Below are 19066 nucleotides of genomic sequence, written 5' to 3'. Positions count from 1 at the left end.
GCCTGCCGGCAATGTGAGAGACGACGAGGCAACATGGCCGCACGCCAGCGCATCATTCCCGTTCGACGAGAATACAATCGCTGGGTCGCCAACCAGACGCTCGAGGATTATGCGCTGCGGTTTACCGCCAAGAGCGCGCGGCGCTTTTCCTCCGAGCGCATCTCGCAAACGGCGATCGGCGCCATCTCCTTCCTGGCGCTGGAGGCAATCGGCGGCGCCATAACGATGTCCTACGGCACCACCAATGCGATCGTCGCGATCCTGGTGGCAAGCGTCATGATCCTTGTTGTCGGCCTGCCGATCAGTCGCTACGCGATCCGCCACGGCGTCGACATCGACCTTCTGACGCGCGGCGCGAGCTTCGGCTACATCGGCTCGACGATCACCTCGCTGATCTATGCCAGCTTCACCTTCATCCTCTTTGCGATCGAGGCGTCGATCATGTCCGGGGCGCTGGAGCTTGCCCTCGGCGTGCCGCTCTGGATCGGCTACATCATCAGCGCCGTCGCGGTGATCCCGCTCGTTACCCACGGTGTGCGCCTCATCAGCAAGTTCCAACTGATGACGCAGCCTTTCTGGATCGTGCTCAACATCCTGCCCTTCGCCTTCATCGCGCTCGCCGACTGGGACAAGGTTGGGCTGTGGCTTGCCTATTCCGGCATCCACCATGCCTCCGGTCCTGCCGGCACCATTGCGCCCTTCGATCTCATTGAATTCGGAGCGGCCTCCGCGGTGATCTTCGCGCTGATGGCGCAGATCGGCGAGCAGGTGGACTTCCTCCGCTTCCTGCCGCCGGACGGCCAAAGGAGACTGCACCACCGTATCGCGGTCTTTCTCGCCGGTTCCGGCTGGGTGATCGTCGGTGCACCGAAGCTGCTGGCGGGGTCGTTTCTTGTCGTGCTGGCGCTCAGTGCCGGCGTGCCTTCGACACGCGCCGCCGACCCGGCACAGATGTACTACACCGCCTTCGGCTACATTTTTCCGTCGGATACGGCAGTACTGCTTCTGATGGTCGCCTTCGTGGTCATCTCGCAGCTTAAGATCAACGTGATGAACGCCTATGCCGGCTCGCTTGCCTGGTCGAATTTCTTCTCACGGCTCACCCACAGCCACCCCGGCCGCGTCATCTGGCTGGTCTTCAACGTGACGATCGCACTCCTCCTGATGGAGCTCGGCATCTACCGGATGCTCGAGGAGACGCTCGGCATCTTCTCGATCATCGCCATGGCCTGGCTCTGCACCATCTCGGCCGATCTCTTCGTCAACAAGCCGCTGGCCTTGTCACCGCCCGGCATTGAGTTCAAGCGCGCGCATCTTTACGACATCAATCCCGTCGGTCTCGGCACCATGGGGATCTCGGTAATCCTCGCACTGACGGCACATTTCGGTGCCTTCGGCGATATCGCCGCCTCCCTCGCCCCCTATATCGCGCTCGTCACGGCCTTCATCGCCTCGCCGCTGATTGCCTGGGCAACGGACGGAAAGTTCTATCTCGCCCGCAAGCCGCGCAAGAGCTGGTTCCGGGAGAGCGAGATCACCTGCTCGATCTGCGAACATCCGTTCGAGCCGGAGGACATGGCCTGGTGTCCGGCCTATGCCGCGCCAATCTGCTCGCTCTGCTGCTCGCTCGATAGCCGCTGCCACGACATGTGCAAGCCGAAAGCGCGGCTGAACACGCAGATCGCGACGATCGCAAAGACGATTCTGCCGGAGGCGGTGACCGCAAAGCTCGCCACGAGGCTCGGCCGCTACGCGATCTCCGCCATTCTCTCGATCGCCGGCATCGGCCTCATTCTCGCGATGATCGCGCATCAGACGACCGCCGCCTCGCCCGAGACTGCGGCCGTCGTCGAACGCACGATTGCGGTCGTCTTCTTCGTCTTCGCGATCGTGACTGGCGTCGTCTGCTGGTTCTACGTGCTCGCCCATGACAGCCGCGTCGTTGCGGAGGAAGAGTCCTCGCGCCAGAACACACTGCTTCTGAAGGAAATCGCCGCCCACAAGAAGACCGACGCGGCGCTTCAGAACGCGAAGGAAGCGGCGGAGGCGGCGAACCGGGCAAAGAGCCGCTATGTCGTGGGCTTGAGCCACGAACTGCGCACGCCGCTCAACGCCGTGCTCGGCTATGCGCAGATCCTCGAACGCGACGAGACCATACCGCCCTCACGACAGGGGGCGATCAAGGTGATCAAGCGCAGCGCCGATCACCTTTCGGGCCTCATCGACGGCCTGCTCGACATATCCAAGATCGAAGCCGGCAAGCTGCAGGTCTACTCAAACGAGATCAACATTCACGATTTCCTCGACCAGATCGTCGACATGTTCCGCCCGCAAGCCCAGGCCAAGGGCATCGCCTTCGAACACGACCGGGCAGCGTCGCTACCGCAATATGTGCGGACGGACGAGAAGCGGCTGAGACAGATCCTCGTCAATCTCCTCTCGAATGCGCTGAAGTTTACCGAACGCGGCCGCATCCACCTCGACGTCGGCTATCGCAATCAGGTCGCCACCTTCACGATCGAGGACAGCGGCCGCGGCATCAGCGACAAGGACCTCCCGCGGATCTTCGATCCGTTCCAGCGCGGCGAGGCGGAACATCGCATGCCCGGGCTGGGGCTTGGCCTGACCATCACGCGCCTGCTCACCCAGACGCTCGGTGGCGAGATCTCCGTCACCAGCGAAAGGGAGAAGGGCACCGCCTTCCGCGTCCGCCTGATGCTCTCCGCCGTCGACCGGCCGGCGGCGCTCAACGACCCGGTGCGCCGGATCCGCTCCTACAAGGGCGCGCGCCGCACTGTCGTCGTGGTCGATGACAACGAGGATCACCGCGGTCTGATGCGCGAGGTGCTTACCCCGCTCGATTTCGTCGTGCTGACGGCAGCGAGCGGCCGGGACTGCCTGGCGCTGATCGAGGACATCAAGCCCGACCTGTTCCTGATCGACATCTCCATGCCTGGCATGAACGGCTGGGAACTGGTGACGCGATTGCGCGAAAGCGGCCAGACCGCGCCGGCGATCATGCTGTCGGCCAATATCGGTGACGGATCGTCCGCCGGTGCCGCAAGCGGCCACAACGACACGCTTGCTAAGCCATTTGGCGTCCGCCAGCTCGTCGACAAGCTGGCGATCCATCTCGGCCTCGAATGGATTCATGAGGACGATGGCAGGCACGCCGGCGGCAAGGCCGATCCCGTGACCAGTCCCGGACACCACCATGTGGAGGAATTGATCCGGCTCGGGGAAATCGGCTACGTCCGGGGCATTGAGGCGAAGCTGACGGAGATTGCCCTGAACCCCGAGAACCAGGCTTTTGCGGAAGCGGTGCGCGCCTATGTCCGTGCCTTCGACCTTTCCGGCTACGATGCCTTCCTGAGGCAGATGACGGCAGGGGAGGCCGAGACCCGTGGCTGAACCCGCCAATCCGCGCGACATCGTCCTCCTGGTCGACGATTCGCCTGAGGCACTCGGCTTCCTGACCGAAGCCCTGGAACAGTCCGGCTTTTCGGTGCTGATCGCCACATCCGGCAACGCCGCCCTGAATATTGCCGACCGCATCACCCCCGACATCATCCTGCTCGATGCCGTGATGCCCGGGATGGACGGTTTCGATACCTGCGTCCGGCTGAAGGCAAACGCCTCCGTCACCCAGGTTCCGGTGGTGTTCATGACCGGGCTGACCGAGACGGAGCACGTGGTGCGCGCGCTCGAAGCCGGTGGCGTCGACTATCTCACCAAGCCGATCAACATCGACGAACTGAGAGCCCGCATTCGCGTCCATCTCTCCAATGCCCGTTCCGCCCAGAGCGCACGGGTTGCGCTCGATGCGGCCGGGCGGCACCTGCTTGCCGTGCGCGGCGACGGCGGCGTCCGCTGGTCGACGCCGCAGGCGACGCGACTCGTCAATGCCGCAACGGGAAGCGACGACGGGCTTGCGGTCGTGACCGCCCGCATCGCCGAATGGATGCGGCAACGGGAAAAGCAAGGCTCCGGTCAGGGTAGTTTCACGCTGCAGCAGGCGGGCCAGACGGGCCTGCAGATTTCCTATCTCGGCGCCATCGGCGCGAACGAATATCTCTTCCGCCTGACCGCCGAGCACGGCATCAGCGACGACGAGATGCTGCGCCAGCATTTCCTGCTGACGCAGCGCGAGTCCGAGGTGCTCTCGTGGATAGCCAAGGGCAAGTCCAACCGCGATATCGGCGAGATCCTCGGCTTAAGCGCCCGCACGGTGACGAAGCATCTCGAACAGATCTACGTGAAGCTCGGCGTCGAAAACCGCGCGTCAGCCGCCGTCAAGGCGACGCAGGTGCTGCACGGGATTTGAGGAAGCTGCACGGACCCTTTGGAGGGGTCGTTCCAGAGGCGGTCGCTTGCCGCCAATAGTCCCCTTGCGCAAAAAAGAGCGCGGCCTGGGAAACCAGACCGCGCCAAGCCGCACTTGTCGTGCGTTGCCCTGGGAGGCAACTTATTCGGCGGGCTGGATGACCGCCGGAATGGTGTCAGTTGCCGTCTCACCGCCGAGTGCGGCGGAAAGCTGCGCCTGATCCAATTCGCCTTCCCATTTCGCCACGACGACCGTTGCGACCGCATTGCCGACGAAGTTGGTGAGCGCGCGGCATTCCGACATGAAGCGGTCGATACCGAGGATCAGCGCCATGCCGGCGACCGGTACGGAGGGGACGACCGAAAGCGTCGCGGCCAGCGTGATGAAACCCGCGCCGGTGATGCCGGCAGCGCCCTTCGAGCTCAGCATGGCGACGAGCAGCAGGAGGATCTGATCACCGAAGGAGAGCGGAATATCGGTCGCCTGCGCGATAAAGAGCGCGGCAAGCGTCATGTAGATGTTGGTGCCGTCGAGGTTGAAGGAATAGCCGGTCGGGATGACAAGGCCGACGACCGAGCGCTTGCAGCCTGCCTTCTCCATCTTGTTCATCAGGCCCGGCAGTGCCGCCTCCGAGGAGGACGTGCCGAGCACGAGCAGCAGTTCTTCCTTGATGTAGCGGATGAGCGCGACGATCGAGAAGCCGTTGTAGCGCGCCACGGCGCCAAGCACGATGAAGACGAAGAGGAACGACGTGAGATAGAAGGTGCCGATCAGCATCGCGAGATTTGCGATCGACGCCACGCCGTACTTGCCGATGGTGAAGGCCATCGCACCGAAGGCGCCGATCGGGGCGGCCTTCATCAGGATCGCCACCAGGCGGAAAATCGGCAACGTCAGCGCATGCAGGAAATCGACAACCGGCTGGGCTTTTTCGCCGACCATCGCAAGGGCGATGCCGAAGAGGACCGAGATGAACAGCACCTGCAGGATGTCGCCCTCGGCGAAAGCGCTGATCAGCGTCGTCGGAATGATGTTCATGAGAAAGCCGGTGACCGACTGCTCATGCGCCTTCTCGGTATAGGTGGTGACCGCCTTCATATCGAGCGAAGCCGGATCGATATGCATGCCGGAGCCGGGCTGAACTACATTCGCGACGATGAGACCGACAATGAGCGCGAGGGTCGAGAAGGTCAGGAAGTAGATCATCGCCTTGCCGGCGACGCGCCCGACCTTGGCGAGATCGGTCATGCCGGCAATGCCGGTCGCGACCGTCAGGAAGATGACCGGCGCGATGATCATCTTGACGAGCTTGATGAAGGCGTCGCCGAGCGGTTTGAGCTCGGTGCCAATGTCCGGATAGAAATGCCCGAGCAGGATTCCCGCAGCGATCGCCGCGAGGACCTGGACATAGAGATGCCGATAAAGGGGTGTCTTGCCGCGGACCTCCGCGGAATGTTCTGCGATCATGATAATCCTCCACGCGGGGCCTAGTCCGGCAATGTGCCGGGCCTCCCAGGCCACTTTTCCGAAGAACGACAGCACCCGCTGTCATGCGGAGGGAATTGCAACAGGCGTGCCAGATCAGAGGCGCGCGCACAAACCGTTGATTCTTAATCTCTTTAGTTTTCAGCGCCTCATAATTCACGCCAAGTTGGGCGGAAATCCGCACAGATGAATTGGCAGGCTGGGCGAAAAGATGCACAATGTCGCCATGACCATTCCCCTCAAAAATGATCTGGGCGATCTCCAGCGCCGCGCCCGGCGGTCGTGGTCGATCTTCGCGCTCGTCGCGGTCGCGCTACTTGCGTTCGGCTTCCTCGCCGCAGGCGAATATGGCCGGACAAATGCGCTCGGCGCGCTCGCTGAACAAAGCCGTATCGATGCCAGCCTCAAGGCATCGCTGCTGCGTGCCGTCGTCGAAAAACAGCGCGCGCTGCCGCTGGTGCTCGCCGACGACACGGCGATCCGCCAGTCGCTTCTGACGCCGGACGCGCGCTCACTCGACCAGATCAACCGCAAGCTCGAAGAGCTTGCCGCAAGTGCCGGCGCAGCGGTCGTCTATCTGATCGGGCTGGACGGCGTCGCTATCGCCGCGAGCAATTGGCGGGAGCCGACGAGTTTCGTCGGAAGCAATTATGGTTTTCGCGACTATTTCCGGCTGGCGATCCGCGATGGCCAGGCGGAGCATTTCGCCATGGGGACGGTCAGCAAGCGGCCGGGCCTCTACATTTCCCGGCGGATCGACGGGCCGTCGGGGCCGATCGGAGTGATCGTCGCCAAACTCGAGTTCGACGGCGTCGAAGCCGACTGGGCGAGCACGGGCAAGCCCGTCTATGTCACCGACCGACGGGGCATCGTCATCATCACCAGCATCCCCTCCTGGCGCTTCATGACGACGAAGCAAATTCCCGAGGACCGTCTGGCGTCGATCCGTGAAAGCCTGCAATTCGGCGACGCGCCCTTGCTGCCGCTGCCCTTCAGCCAGATCGAAGCGAAGGCCGATGGCTCCTCCACCCTCGATGCCCTGCTTCCAGGCAGCCGCGCCGAGACGTTCCTGCGCGTCGAAACGCTGGTGCCGTCGACGAACTGGCGGCTGGAGCAATTGTCGCCGCTTACCCCGGCACTGTCGGCCGGCGCACGCGATGCAAGGCTTGAGATGCTCGCGATCCTGGTTCCCCTGCTTGCGCTTGCGGCCTTTCTCATGCGCCGGCGCCAGACGATCGCTCTGCGTTCGGCGACGGAACGCGCAGCACGCAACGAGCTGGAGGCGCGCGTCGAGGAGCGGACGCGTGACCTCACCATGGCCCGCGACCGCCTCGAAACGGAAATCGCCGACCATCGCCAGACGACTGAAAAGCTGCAGGCCGTTCAGCAGGATCTCGTGCAGGCCAACCGGCTGGCGATCCTCGGGCAGGTCGCCGCCGGCGTCGCGCACGAAATCAACCAGCCCGTCGCCACGATCCGCGCCTATGCCGACAACGCCCGCACCTTTCTCGATCGCGGCCAAAGCGCGACCGCGGCGGAAAACCTCACCAGCATCGCCGAGCTTACCGAGCGCGTCGGAACAATCACCGACGAGTTGCGCCGGTTCGCCCGCAAGGGAAACTTCGTCGCCGAGCCGACCGAGATGCGCGACGTCGTCGAAGGGGCGATGCTTCTGCTTCGCAGCCGCTTTGCCGGTCGCATGGACACGATCAGGATCTCTCTTCCCCCGAATGGGCTCAAAGCCATGGGCAATCGCATTCGCCTGGAACAGGTGCTGATCAACCTTCTCCAGAATGCGCTGGAAGCGCTCGGCGGCGCCGAAAACGGCGAGATCAGCGTGCGGTGCGCGGAAACCGGGCGTGGCATCGAACTGACGGTCGCGGACAATGGTCCCGGCATTCCGGAGGATATCCGCGATGAGCTTTTCACGCCCTTCAATACCTCGAAGGACGACGGACTCGGTCTCGGGCTCGCGATCTCCAAGGAGATCGTCGCCGACTATGGCGGCGACATCGCGGTCGAGACGAGCGCCTCCGGAACCACATTCACAGTCCATTTGAAGAAGGCTCAAGCACAATGAGCGACGCCGCATCCGTGTTCCTGATCGACGACGACCGCGACCTGCGCAAGGCGATGCAGCAGACCCTGGAGCTCGCCGGATTCACGGTCTCGCCCTTTGCCAGCGCCATCGAGGCGCTTGACGCGCTCAACCCCGAATTCGACGGGGTCGTCATCAGCGATATCCGCATGCCGGGCCTCGACGGGCTCGCTTTCTTCCAGAAGGTGGCGGCCCTCGACCCGGATCTTCCCGTCATTCTGGTCACTGGACACGGCGACATTCCGATGGCCGTGCAGGCCATTCAGGATGGGGTCTATGATTTTATCGCCAAGCCCTTTGCCGCCGATCGGCTGGTCCAGAGCGCGCGCCGCGCCGAGGAGAAGCGCCGCCTGGTGATGGAGAACCGGGCGCTGCGCCGCGCGGCGGAAGCCGCCTCCGACAGCCTGCCGCTGATCGGCCAGACAGCGGTGATGGAACGGTTGCGACAGACGCTGAAACACATTGCCGACACCGACGTCGACGTGCTTGTCGCCGGTGAGACCGGCAGCGGCAAGGAGGTGGTCGCGACCCTGCTTCACCAGTGGAGCCGACGCAGGAACGGCAATTTCGTAGCCCTCAACTGCGGCGCGCTCCCCGAAACGGTCATCGAAAGCGAGCTCTTTGGTCACGAGCCGGGCGCCTTCACCGGAGCCGTGAAAAAGCGGATCGGCCGGATCGAGCATGCAAGCGGCGGCACGCTGTTTCTCGACGAGATCGAGGCGATGCCGCCGGCAACCCAGGTAAAGATGCTGCGCGTGCTCGAAGCGCGGGAGATCACTCCGCTCGGCACCAACGAGACGCGGCCGGTCGACATCCGGGTCGTTGCCGCCGCCAAGGTCGACCTCGGCGATCCCGCGGAGCGCGGCGACTTTCGTGAAGACCTCTACTACCGGCTGAATGTCGTGACGCTTTCGATCCCGCCGCTGCGCGAGCGGCGCGAGGATATTCCGCTGCTCTTCTCGCATTTCCTGAGCCGGGCGGCGGAACGTTTCGAGCGTGACGTTCCGTCGGTGTCTCTGGCTGTCCAGCAACACCTGATGTCGCATTCCTGGCCCGGCAATGTGCGCGAGCTGTCGCATTTTGCGGAGCGTGTGGCGCTTGGTGTTGAAGGAAACCTCGGCAACCCGCTCCCGCCTGCGGCCGATGCCGGGGCATCGCTTCCGGAGCGGCTGGAGCGCTACGAGGCCGAGATCCTGAAGGAAGCCCTGACGGCGCATCGGGGTGACGTCAAGGAAACGCTGGAAGCGCTCGGCATTCCGCGCAAGACCTTCTATGACAAGCTGCAACGCCACGGCATCAACCGGGCGGACTATGCAGAGCGGGCTGCGCCGTCGGACAATCGAGCCTGAAATTGGGAAGAGATATCGGGCAGCATTGCTGGTTGGCGGTTGCCTAATCGTGTCGAGATCAAAATATTGTGATAAGCTTAGCGGTCGAACGCCAATGAAGAGACGGCCCAATAAAGATACGGCAATGAGCGAGGCAAGCATGCAGAAGCGCGACCTGCGCGAAGAAACAGCGCCCCTTCGCACGCGAATTCTCGACAAGCTCTCGCAACTGCCGTGGGACGGGGTTCGCTACAGCCATCCGATCCCGGGGCTCGTCCTCTACCGCGTCATCGAGCCGGCCGGGCCGTTTTCCGGTGTCTCGGAACCGAGCCTGTCGCTGATCGTCAAGGGTAGCAAGCGCGTCAAGGTCGGCAACGAAACGCTCGTCTACGACGAGTCCTGCTTCTTCGTGACCGCCATCGGCTTGCCCATGACCGGCCAGATCTGCGAGGCGAGCGAGGGCGAGCCTTATGTGGCCGCGACCCTGCGCCTTGATCTGGAGAAACTGCGCAGGATCATCACCGATCACGACATACAGCCAGCGGACATGCCCGAACGCGACCTCGGCGTCGTCGTCGGCGCCGCGACACCGGAATTGTTCGACGCGCTGTTGCGACTGATTTCGCTGGTGAACTCGCCGGCGGACATCCCTTTCCTTGCCAATCATATTCACAATGAGATCCTCTACCGGTTGCTTACCGGCGAGCAAGGGACGCGGCTTCGGCGCTTCGCGCTCGCCGGCACCAACAGCAACCGCGTCGCAAAGGCGGTGGCATGGTTGAAGGAAAATTATGCCCGGCCGTTGCGCGTCGAGGAGTTGGCAGAGGTTGCGAACATGGGCGTTTCGACGCTCCACCACCATTTCCGCGCGATGACCGCAATGAGCCCGCTGCAGTTCCAGAAGCACCTGCGCCTGCATCACGCACGGGACCTGATGCTGTCGCAGTCGCTCGACGCAGCGACGGCCGCCGCACGCGTCGGTTACGAGAGCCCGACGCAATTCAGCCGGGAATATCGACGTGCTTTCGGCCATCCGCCGATAAGGGACATCAGGTCGATCCTGAACTCCAGCGAGCCGAACAGGCGCGACTCGATCGACTAGAAACGGCGCGGTGCGGCACTCAAATCGATTCGCTTGGCTCGACGTGGCGGCGTCACCATGATCACAATTGCGTCAAGTCGACAGGAATAGGCAACAATCCGACAGGATCGACTCTACCGGGCCGCGGTATGGTCTTCTAAGCTCTGGCCGCAGCCTGGCGAATGGCTGCGGCGCACGAACCGGCATCTCCCAAGCCGAGAGCTGCGCCCAACGCGAGGAGACCACCATGGCAATTGTGACGATCAACGGCGTCAAGCACTCGGTCGAAGCCGAGGCGGATATGCCGCTTCTCTGGGTGATCCGCGATCTTGTGGGACTGACAGGTACGAAGTTCGGTTGCGGCATGGCGCAATGCGGCGCCTGCACGGTCTATGTCGATGGCGCGCCGGTCCGGTCCTGCCAGACGCTCATCGGCGACATCGAAGGAGCTGAGGTAACCACCATCGAGGGGCTCAAGGGCAAGGTCGCGGAAGCGGTCCAGGCCGTCTGGGCCGATCTCGACGTGCCGCAGTGCGGCTACTGTCAGTAGGGACAAATCATGTCGGCGACAGATCTTCTGACCAGCAATCCGAAGCCCAGCGACGAGGACATTGACGCCGCAATGGCGGGCAATCTCTGTCGCTGCGCGACCTATCATCGAATCCGAGCCGGCATTCATGAAGCCGCAAAGCGCCTGGAGGGCTGAGCCATGATCCCGAGACTGATGCAATCGGTTACCCTCCCCGCTGCACGGGTTGAGGCGTCGCGGCGGCAGTTCCTCATTGGCGCGCTCGCTGCCGGCACCGGCATCGCCGTCGGCTTCCACCTCCTGCATGCATCGCCGGCGGCGGCCGCCGAGACGACATCGGCAGAAGGCGCGCATTCCTTTTCGCCCTATCTGATAATCGACGGCGATGGAAAGGTGACCGTCCTTTCATCGCAGTTCGAAATGGGGCAAGGCTCCTATAACGGCCTCGCCACGCTGGTGGCGGAAGAACTCGATGCAGACTGGTCGGCGATCGACGTGAAGGGTGCCGCCGGCAATATCAAGGCCTACGGCAATCTCGCCTTCGGCGGTGCAATCCAGGCAACCGGAGGTTCGACCTCGATGGCGTCCTCGTGGGAGCGCTATCGCAAGGCGGGTGCCGCGGCCCGCGCCATGCTTGTCGCTGCGGCGGCCTCCGAGTGGGGCGTCGATGCGGCGGAAATCACCGTCGAGAACGGCATTCTTGCTCATCCCTCGGGCAAGAGCGGCGGCTTCGGCGTCTTTGCCGCCAGGGCGGCGGCGATGCCGGCGCCGACAGATGTGAAGCTCAAACAGCCGGGCGACTGGAAGCTGATCGGCAATGCCGGCCTGAAGCGTTTCGACAGCGCCCGCAAAACGAACGGGACGGAGCAATATACGATCGACGTCAAGCTGCCCGGCATGCTGACGGCCGTGATGATCCACCCGCCCCTCTTCGGCGCGAAGGCGAAGTCCTTCGACCCCTCTGCCGCCCGCGGCATCAAGGGCGTAGTCGACGTCGTCGAAACTCCGCGGGGAATTGCGGTGATTGGCGAACACATGTGGGCGGCGATCAAGGGGCGCGAGGCAGTCAAGGTGGAGTGGGACGACGCGGCGGCGGAAAAGCGCGGCACGCAGGCGGTCATGTCCACGTACCGCGATCTCGCGAAAAAGACCCCGGCGGCGGTTGCCCGCAAGGAGGGCGACGCCGATGCCGCCTTTGCGCAGGCGGCGAAGGTCATCGAAGCGAGCTTCGAGTTCCCCTATCTCGCGCACGCCGCCCTGGAGCCGCTGAATGCCGTCGCGCGCATGAATGAGGACGGCACGCTCGAGGTCTGGGGCGGACACCAGTTCCCGGACGTCTACCAGAAGCTTGCCGGCGAGATCGCCGGAATCGCCCCCGACAAGGTCCGCCTGAACGTCATGAAGTCGGGCGGCAGCTTCGGCCGGCGGGCCGTCTTCGACGGCGATGTCGTCGTCGAGGCCGTGCATGCGGCGAAGGCGATCGGGTTCCGTGCCCCGGTAAAGGTGCAGTGGACGCGCGAGGACGACATGCGCGCGGGCCGCTATCGCCCCGCCTATGTGCACACCCTCAAGGCTGGCATCGATGCGGACGGAAAGCTCGTCGCCTGGAACAATCACATCGTCGGCCAGTCCATCATGGCGAAGACGGCGTTCGAGGGGATGGTCAAAAACGGGGTCGACCCGACGTCGGTCGAAGGGGCGAGCAACCTGCCCTATGGCATCCCCAACCAGACAGTCGGCCTCACCACCACCGACGTCGGTGTTCCCGTTCTCTGGTGGCGTTCGGTCGGCTCGACGCATACCGCCTTTGCCGCCGAAACCTTCCTCGACGAGGTAGCCGAAGCGGCGGGACGCGATCCGGTGGAATTCCGTCTGTCCTTGCTCGAGCCAGAGTCGCGCCACGCAACCGTGCTCAAGCTGGCGGCGGACAAGGCGGAATGGCAGAAGCCGTTGCCCGAAGGCCGCTTTCGCGGTGTCGCCCTCGCAGAAAGCTTCGGCTCCGTGGTGGCACAGATCGCCGAGGTATCGACGGACGGGAATGGCGGCATCAAGGTCGAACGCGTGGTCGCCGCCGTTGATTGCGGTCTGGCGATCAACCCGGACCAGGTCCGCGCCCAGGTCGAGGGCGGCATCGGCTTCGGGCTCGGCGCCATTCTGGGCGAGGAAATCACGCTGACGGACGGCAAGGTCGATCAGGGCAATTTCGACGTCTATACGCCGCTCAGGATCGACTCCATGCCGAAGGTCGAAGTCCACATCGTGCCCTCGGCCAATCCGCCCTCCGGCATCGGCGAACCTGGGGTTCCGCCGATCGGCCCGGCCGTTGCCAATGCCGCCTACAAGGCGCTCGGCAAGCGGATCCGCGTCATGCCGTTCTCAAAATCGCTCAACGCATAGTCTCCGATGCCCGGCCGCCACTCCGGCCGGGCATCAGCGCAATCCAAACGCAATCGGATCATGCTGCAGCGGCGGAAATTTGGAACGCGGCGGCGTTGACACCCCCCTCTGCCCTGCCGGGCAGAGGGGGGTGCCGTCCGGTGCTCGGCAGTTGTAACAATGATTCAATCAGACCCTGCTCTCACCGCCGATCCGGATCTCGCCGGCATCTTATCCGCGCATTGGCGAACGACTTCTGAAATCTGCAGCAGTTGCTTGGCCAAGGGGCTCGTCTTGCGCCAGATCATGCCGATCGTGCGCGAGGGCTGGGGGCTCTCGAAGCGGGCAACAGACACCGATGCCGAGCGCGTTTCCACCGGTACGGCCATCTCCGGGATCAGCGTGACACCGATGCCGGCGCTGACCATCTGGACCAGCGTGGACAGGGAGCTGCCGTCCAGCAATTCCCGCGGCAGCGCCGAGCGCATATTGCAGAAGGACAGGGCCTGGTCGCGAAAGCAATGGCCCTCCTCAAGCAGAAGCAGCCGCATTTCACGCAAGCTTTCGCGACTGGGCACCGGCTTTCCCTCGTCGTCATCCGGCCGAACGAGCACAAAATTCTCCTCGAAGAGCGCAACCTCGGTCAAGGACGGTTCGGAGATCGGCAGTGCCACGATGGCCGTGTCGAGCCGGCCCTCCAACAGGTCCTGAACCAGCTTCGACGTCAGCGTCTCGCGCACGTTGATATCGAGCCCATCATACATGCGGGTGAGATTGCCTATAATCCTGGGCAGCAGGTAGGGAGCCACCGTCGGAATGACGCCGATCCGCAGCCGTCCCGCCAGCCGGTTCTGCGAAGCGCGCGCCAGATCGGCAAGTTCATCGACCGAGCGCAGGATGTCGCGCACGCGCTGGGCAAGCACCTCTCCGAAACTGCTGAGCCGAACCTGGCGCGCGCCTCGTTCAAAGAGCTCCGTGCCCAGTGCTTCCTCCAGTTCCTTGATCTGCACCGACAATGCGGGTTGAGAGATTGCGCAGGCATCCGCCGCGCGCCCGAAATGGCCGTATCGGGCCAATGCCTCGAAATAGCGAAGCTGCTTGAGTGTGAAATTGATCATAACTTCATCTTATCGCAGCGATCAGGAAATCCAACTTAAATTAATGGAACCCTTTTGCTAGAGTGATTAAGCTGCAGAGGAGCTGCAGCCGCATCACCGCCTCGAATTCCGACGGCGGGAAAGTTATCGGCGTCCTGACCATTCAGAACGTAGGTACCCGAGGCTGTTTTGTCAGAGGGCCTTTTCCCAGAAGGACCTCAAGCAAAGAACATTCCATGTGCCTGGCGCTCGCGCTGGCCATGAAACCGAACCAGCGAAATTCGCGCAATCGCAATGGGAGACAAAAATGGACGCAAAAGCCGAAAAAACGGGCCGCTGCCCAGTCGTGCACGGCACGTCGAACCGCGACTGGTGGCCCAACCAGTTGAACCTCAAAATTCTTCACCAGAATTCGACGCTCTCCGATCCGATGGACGAGGCGTTCAACTACGCCGAGGAGTTCAAGAAGCTCGACCTGAACGCCGTCAAGCAGGATCTCTACGCGCTGATGACGGACAGCCAGGACTGGTGGCCGGCCGACTTTGGTCATTACGGTCCGCTTCTCATCCGCATGGCCTGGCATAGCGCGGGCACCTACCGCACCGGCGATGGCCGCGGCGGCGCGTCCTCCGGCACGCAGCGCTTTGCGCCGCTCAACAGCTGGCCGGACAACGCCAACCTCGACAAGGCGCGGCGGCTGCTCTGGCCGATCAAGCAGAAATACGGCAACAGCATCTCCTGGGCCGACCTCATGATCCTTGCCGGGAACTGTGCGCTGGAATCGATGGGCTTCAAGACCTTCGGCTTCGGCGGCGGCCGTGCCGACGTCTGGGAGCCGGAGGAAGACATCTATTGGGGCTTGGAGACCGAGTGGCTCGGTGACAAGCGCTACACGGGTGACCGCGAGCTCGAAAATCCCCTTGCTGCCGTGCAGATGGGGCTGATCTACGTCAACCCGGAAGGACCGAACGGTAACCCCGATCCGATCGCGGCCGCCCGCGACATCCGCGAGACCTTCTCCCGCATGGCCATGAACGACGAGGAGACCGTAGCCCTCATCGCCGGCGGCCACACCTTCGGCAAGACCCACGGCGCGGGCGATGCCACGCTTGTCGGCCCGGAACCCGAAGGCGCCGGTATCGAAGAGCAGGGCCTCGGCTGGAGGAGCGGTTACGGCAGCGGCAAAGGCGGCGACACCATCACCAGCGGCCTTGAAGTCACCTGGACTTCGACGCCGACGAAGTGGAGCAACAATTTCTTCTGGAACCTGTTCGGCTACGAGTGGGAACTGACCAAGAGCCCGGCCGGCGCGCATCAGTGGCAACCGAAGCATGGTGCGGGCGCCGGCTCCATACCCGATGCGCACGACCCGTCGAAGCGTCGCGCGCCATCCATGCTGACCACCGACATTGCGCTCAGGGTCGACCCTGCCTACGAAAAGATCGCAAGGCGCTTCTACGAGAATCCGGATCAGTTCGCTGACGCCTTTGCCCGGGCGTGGTTCAAGCTGACGCATCGCGACATGGGTCCGCGCTCGCGCTATCTCGGCCCGGAGGTCCCGGCAGAGGAACTGATCTGGCAGGATCCGGTTCCCGCCGTCGATCATGCCCTGGTCGACGCGGCGGACATAGCCGGCCTGAAGGCCAGGATCCTCGCGTCGGGCCTTTCCGTCTCCGAACTGGTCTCGACAGCCTGGGCGTCGGCCTCGACCTTCCGCGGCTCCGACAAGCGTGGTGGTGCGAACGGCGCGCGCATCCGCCTTGAGCCCCAGAAGGAATGGGAAGTCAACCAGCCCGTCCAACTCGCAAAAGTGCTGGAGATTCTCGAAGGCATCCAGAAGACCTTCAACGAGGCGCAGTCCGGCGGCAAGAAGATTTCGCTCGCCGACCTGATCGTCCTCGGTGGCGCCGCCGCGATCGAGGAGGCAGCCAAAGCCGCCGGACATGATGTGGAAGTTCCCTTCGCGCCGGGCCGCACGGATGCATCGCAGGAGCAGACCGATGTGGAATCCTTCACCGTTCTCGAACCGATCGCCGACGGTTTCCGCAACTACCAGAAGGCTCAATATGCCGTTTCGGCAGAGGAGCTGCTGGTCGACAAGGCACAGCTGCTGACGCTGACGGCGCCGGAGATGACGGTTCTCGTCGGCGGATTGCGTGTGCTGAACGCGAATATCGGACAGTCCCAGCACGGCGTCTTCACCAAACGCCCCGGGACGCTCACCAACGACTTCTTCGTGAACCTGCTCGACATGGGCACGGAGTGGAAGGCGTCTGCGGAAGCCCAGGGCGTGTACGAGGGACGCGACCGCAAGAGCGGCGAGGTGAAGTGGACCGGCACCCGCGTCGACCTCGTCTTCGGTTCGAACTCCGTGCTTCGCGCGATCGCGGAAGTCTACGCACAGCAGGATTCGCCCAAGAAGTTCGTGCGCGATTTCGTGGCAGCCTGGAACAAGGTGATGAACGCCGATCGCTTCGACCTCGTCTGATCCGGGTCGAATCGGCCGTACCGGTGTACGGGTCGGTGCATAAATATGAGAGACGGGTCCCGGCAACTTGCCGGGACCCACAATTCGGGTTGTGAATCAGCCCAGAAAAGTTGAACCAAAGCTCCACTCAATAGGCATTCTCAAGTGCCAGCTTACGATGGCCAAGCACGCACACGAGGCTTGTGGACGGCGGTTGACAACGCGGTTCCCAAATGAGAACATAACGTGAACATTCGGAGAGCTATCATGACCCATGCCGAAGAAGTCATAAACCGCGCCATGGCCGTCGTTGCTGCTTCTCGCGTCCGGCGAGAGCGCGAGGAAGAACGGCGCAGACAGATCTTCGGGCGGATTCAATTGACCCCGCCCCTGCCCGTGCTGAAGCGTGGCGGCGCACAGCTTTCGCTCAATCTGGACAGTTAGGCTGTGCATCGCCAATCAACCGAGGTGATGACGCTCCTGGAGACCGTAGACCGGCGTCGGAATGCCTTCGCAGCGGGCCTTCAGCTGCAGTGAAAGATACTGCGAATAATGTCGTGACTGATGCAGGTTGCCGCCGTGGAACCAGAGCGCCTCCTGCTGCGTCGGCTTCCACATGTTGCGCTGCTCGCCCTCCCAGGGACCCGGATCCTTCGGCGTATCGGAGCCGAGGCCCCAGACCTTGCCGACCTTGTCGGCGACCTCCTTGGAGATGAGGTCGGCCGCCCAACCGTTCATCGAGCCATAACCGGTGGCGTAGACAACGAGGTCGGCCGGAATCTCGGTGCCGTCCTTCAGGACGACGGCATCTTCCGTCAGGTGGCTGACGTCGGAGCCCGATTTCAGCTTGATGCTGCCGTCGATGACGAGATCGCAGGCGCCGACGTCGATGTAGTAGCCGGACCCACGGCGCAGATATTTCATGAACAGGCCGGAACCGTCGGCGCCCCAGTCGAGCATGAAGCCGGCCTTTTCCAGATCGGCATAGAACTTGGCGTCGCGCTCGCGCATCTTCTCGTAAAGCGGAATCTGGAACTCGTGCATGATCCGATAGGGCAGCGATGCGAAGATCAGGTCCGCCTTGCGCGTCGTCATGCCGGCGGCAACCGCCCGCTCGGAATAGAGCTCCCCGAGCCCGATATCCATCAGCGTGTCCGAACGCACGATGTGCGTCGACGAACGCTGCACCATCGTCACGTCGGCACCGCCTTCCCAAAGCGCCGCGCAGATATCATGCGCGGAATTGTTGGAGCCGATCACGACCACCTTTTTGTCGCTATAGGCGTCCGGACCCGGATGCTCAGACGAATGCTGCTGTTCGCCTTTGAAGACGTCCTGGCCCTTGAGTTTCGGAATGTTCGGCTTGCCCGACATGCCGGTCGCGAGCACGAGCTGCTTCGGCCGAAGCACGACTTCCTCGCCGTTGCGCTCGACGACCACCGACCACTCCTTCGCCTGCTCGTCGTACTTGGCGGATTTGCAGGTGGTCGAGCCCCAGTAGTTGAGCTCCATCACCCTGGTATACATCTCCAGCCAGTCGCCGATCTTGTCCTTCGGCGCGAAGACCGGCCAGTTCTCCGGGAAGGGAATATAAGGCAGATGGTCGTACCAGACCGGATCGTGCAGGCAGAGCGACTTGTAGCGCTTGCGCCAGCTGTCGCCCGGGCGTTCGTTCTTCTCGATGATGATCGCCGGCACGTTCAGTTGACGCAGGCGCGCGCCGAGCGCGATGCCGCCCTGGCCGCCGCCGATGATGACGACGTAGGGTTGCGTCGCGTAGCCGAGGTCGGCCGCCTCCCGCTCGCGCTTTTCCGTCCACGTCCGGCGATTGGGGTCGTGACCGTGCTCGGCGCCGAGTGGTCGCCTGAGGCCTTTCGGCTCCTCGTGCCCTTTAAGCTCGGTCATCGTCGTGAGAAGCGTCCAGATCAGACCGTTCTTTAACCGGATATGGCCGTAGCCCCGCGCCACGTCCGTCTCGAATTCGAACCATCCGTCGGTTACGCCGTCTGCGCCGCTCGCCTGTTCGTTCGGGTCGTGACGAAACTGCGCCGGCTTCACCACTGCGAGCTGGCTCGTCAGCATGTCGCGGATCTGGTCCCGCCCCTCCATCGTCCTGATGTTCCAGGTAAACGTGACGAGGTCGCGCCAGTAACAGTCCGCCTGGAACAGGTTGACGGCGGCCTCGATATCGCCCTGTTCGAGCGCCCTGCCGAGCTTGGCGAGCGCGCTGTCAACGCGGGTGCTGGGACTTTCTTCAAGCATGAGATCTCCTCCTCTTCGT

The 19066-nt window shown here is 63.2% G+C and carries 11 protein-coding genes and 1 pseudogene; 9 read left to right on the top strand and 3 right to left on the bottom strand.

What is annotated here, in order from left to right:
- Positions 1 to 33 precede the first annotated feature (33 nt).
- Both GHK62_RS19260 and GHK62_RS19255 read left to right on the top strand, forming a co-directional pair.
- On the top strand, positions 34 to 3411 hold the full coding sequence (locus GHK62_RS19260; RefSeq protein WP_153440727.1) for a hybrid sensor histidine kinase/response regulator: 3378 nt from the start codon (positions 34 to 36) through the stop codon (positions 3409 to 3411).
- On the top strand, positions 3404 to 4324 hold the full coding sequence (locus GHK62_RS19255) for a response regulator (protein WP_184108480.1): 921 nt from the start codon (positions 3404 to 3406) through the stop codon (positions 4322 to 4324). Before GHK62_RS19260 ends, GHK62_RS19255 begins: the two co-directional genes overlap by 8 nt.
- A gap of 141 nt (positions 4325 to 4465) precedes the next feature.
- Here GHK62_RS19255 and GHK62_RS19250 read toward each other — a convergent pair whose 3' ends face one another.
- On the bottom strand, positions 4466 to 5791 hold the full coding sequence (locus tag GHK62_RS19250; protein WP_153440726.1) for a dicarboxylate/amino acid:cation symporter: 1326 nt from the start codon (positions 5789 to 5791) through the stop codon (positions 4466 to 4468).
- A 229-nt stretch (positions 5792 to 6020) separates the two neighbouring features.
- Between GHK62_RS19250 and GHK62_RS19245 the strand changes: the two genes are divergently transcribed.
- From GHK62_RS19245 to GHK62_RS19225, 5 genes and pseudogenes are all read left to right on the top strand, one after another.
- Positions 6021 to 7889 carry a sensor histidine kinase gene (locus GHK62_RS19245; protein WP_153440725.1) on the top strand — a complete coding sequence of 623 codons (1869 nt, stop codon included), beginning with the start codon at positions 6021 to 6023 and terminating at the stop codon, positions 7887 to 7889.
- The gene (locus GHK62_RS19240; RefSeq protein ID WP_153440724.1) at positions 7886 to 9256 is read left to right on the top strand and encodes a sigma-54-dependent transcriptional regulator; all 1371 of its coding nucleotides are present in this window, start codon (positions 7886 to 7888) and stop codon (positions 9254 to 9256) included. The genes GHK62_RS19245 and GHK62_RS19240 overlap by 4 nt, the downstream gene beginning before the upstream one ends.
- A gap of 124 nt (positions 9257 to 9380) precedes the next feature.
- Positions 9381 to 10337, top strand: a complete 957-nt coding sequence (locus tag GHK62_RS19235) for an AraC family transcriptional regulator (protein ID WP_153440723.1) — start codon at positions 9381 to 9383, stop codon at positions 10335 to 10337.
- A gap of 226 nt (positions 10338 to 10563) precedes the next feature.
- Positions 10564 to 11022, top strand: a pseudogene (locus GHK62_RS19230) ((2Fe-2S)-binding protein).
- A 3-nt stretch (positions 11023 to 11025) separates the two neighbouring features.
- Positions 11026 to 13242, top strand: a complete 2217-nt coding sequence (locus GHK62_RS19225) for a xanthine dehydrogenase family protein molybdopterin-binding subunit (protein ID WP_153440722.1) — start codon at positions 11026 to 11028, stop codon at positions 13240 to 13242.
- Positions 13243 to 13406: 164 nt separating this feature from the next.
- Here GHK62_RS19225 and GHK62_RS19220 read toward each other — a convergent pair whose 3' ends face one another.
- On the bottom strand, positions 13407 to 14339 hold the full coding sequence (locus GHK62_RS19220) for a hydrogen peroxide-inducible genes activator (protein WP_153440721.1): 933 nt from the start codon (positions 14337 to 14339) through the stop codon (positions 13407 to 13409).
- 286 nt (positions 14340 to 14625) lie between these two features.
- Between GHK62_RS19220 and katG the strand changes: the two genes are divergently transcribed.
- Positions 14626 to 16806 (top strand): catalase/peroxidase HPI, encoded by a 2181-nt coding sequence (katG, locus tag GHK62_RS19215; RefSeq protein WP_153440720.1) that lies wholly within the window; start codon positions 14626 to 14628, stop codon positions 16804 to 16806.
- A gap of 246 nt (positions 16807 to 17052) precedes the next feature.
- The gene (locus tag GHK62_RS33645) at positions 17053 to 17229 is read left to right on the top strand and encodes a hypothetical protein (RefSeq protein WP_167528302.1); all 177 of its coding nucleotides are present in this window, start codon (positions 17053 to 17055) and stop codon (positions 17227 to 17229) included.
- Positions 17230 to 17244: 15 nt separating this feature from the next.
- Here GHK62_RS33645 and GHK62_RS19210 read toward each other — a convergent pair whose 3' ends face one another.
- Positions 17245 to 19047 (bottom strand): NAD(P)/FAD-dependent oxidoreductase, encoded by a 1803-nt coding sequence (locus GHK62_RS19210; RefSeq protein ID WP_153440719.1) that lies wholly within the window; start codon positions 19045 to 19047, stop codon positions 17245 to 17247.
- Between the last annotated feature and the right edge of the window lie 19 nt (positions 19048 to 19066).

The sequence above is a fragment of the Sinorhizobium terangae genome, from assembly GCF_009601505.1.
GTDB lineage: Bacteria > Pseudomonadota > Alphaproteobacteria > Rhizobiales > Rhizobiaceae > Sinorhizobium > Sinorhizobium terangae.
This window is presented reverse-complemented; position numbering and strand designations above follow the sequence as displayed.

Coding starts and splice junctions, on each gene's coding strand:
- GHK62_RS19260 (WP_153440727.1), top strand. CDS start 34: ATGGCCGCACGCCAGCGCATCATTCCCGTTCGACGAGAATACAATCGC.
- GHK62_RS19250 (WP_153440726.1), bottom strand. CDS start 5,791: ATGATCGCAGAACATTCCGCGGAGGTCCGCGGCAAGACACCCCTTTAT.
- GHK62_RS19245 (WP_153440725.1), top strand. CDS start 6,021: ATGCACAATGTCGCCATGACCATTCCCCTCAAAAATGATCTGGGCGAT.
- GHK62_RS19240 (WP_153440724.1), top strand. CDS start 7,886: ATGAGCGACGCCGCATCCGTGTTCCTGATCGACGACGACCGCGACCTG.
- GHK62_RS19235 (WP_153440723.1), top strand. CDS start 9,381: ATGAGCGAGGCAAGCATGCAGAAGCGCGACCTGCGCGAAGAAACAGCG.
- GHK62_RS19225 (WP_153440722.1), top strand. CDS start 11,026: ATGATCCCGAGACTGATGCAATCGGTTACCCTCCCCGCTGCACGGGTT.
- GHK62_RS19220 (WP_153440721.1), bottom strand. CDS start 14,339: ATGATCAATTTCACACTCAAGCAGCTTCGCTATTTCGAGGCATTGGCC.
- katG (WP_153440720.1), top strand. CDS start 14,626: ATGGACGCAAAAGCCGAAAAAACGGGCCGCTGCCCAGTCGTGCACGGC.
- GHK62_RS33645 (WP_167528302.1), top strand. CDS start 17,053: ATGACCCATGCCGAAGAAGTCATAAACCGCGCCATGGCCGTCGTTGCT.
- GHK62_RS19210 (WP_153440719.1), bottom strand. CDS start 19,047: ATGCTTGAAGAAAGTCCCAGCACCCGCGTTGACAGCGCGCTCGCCAAG.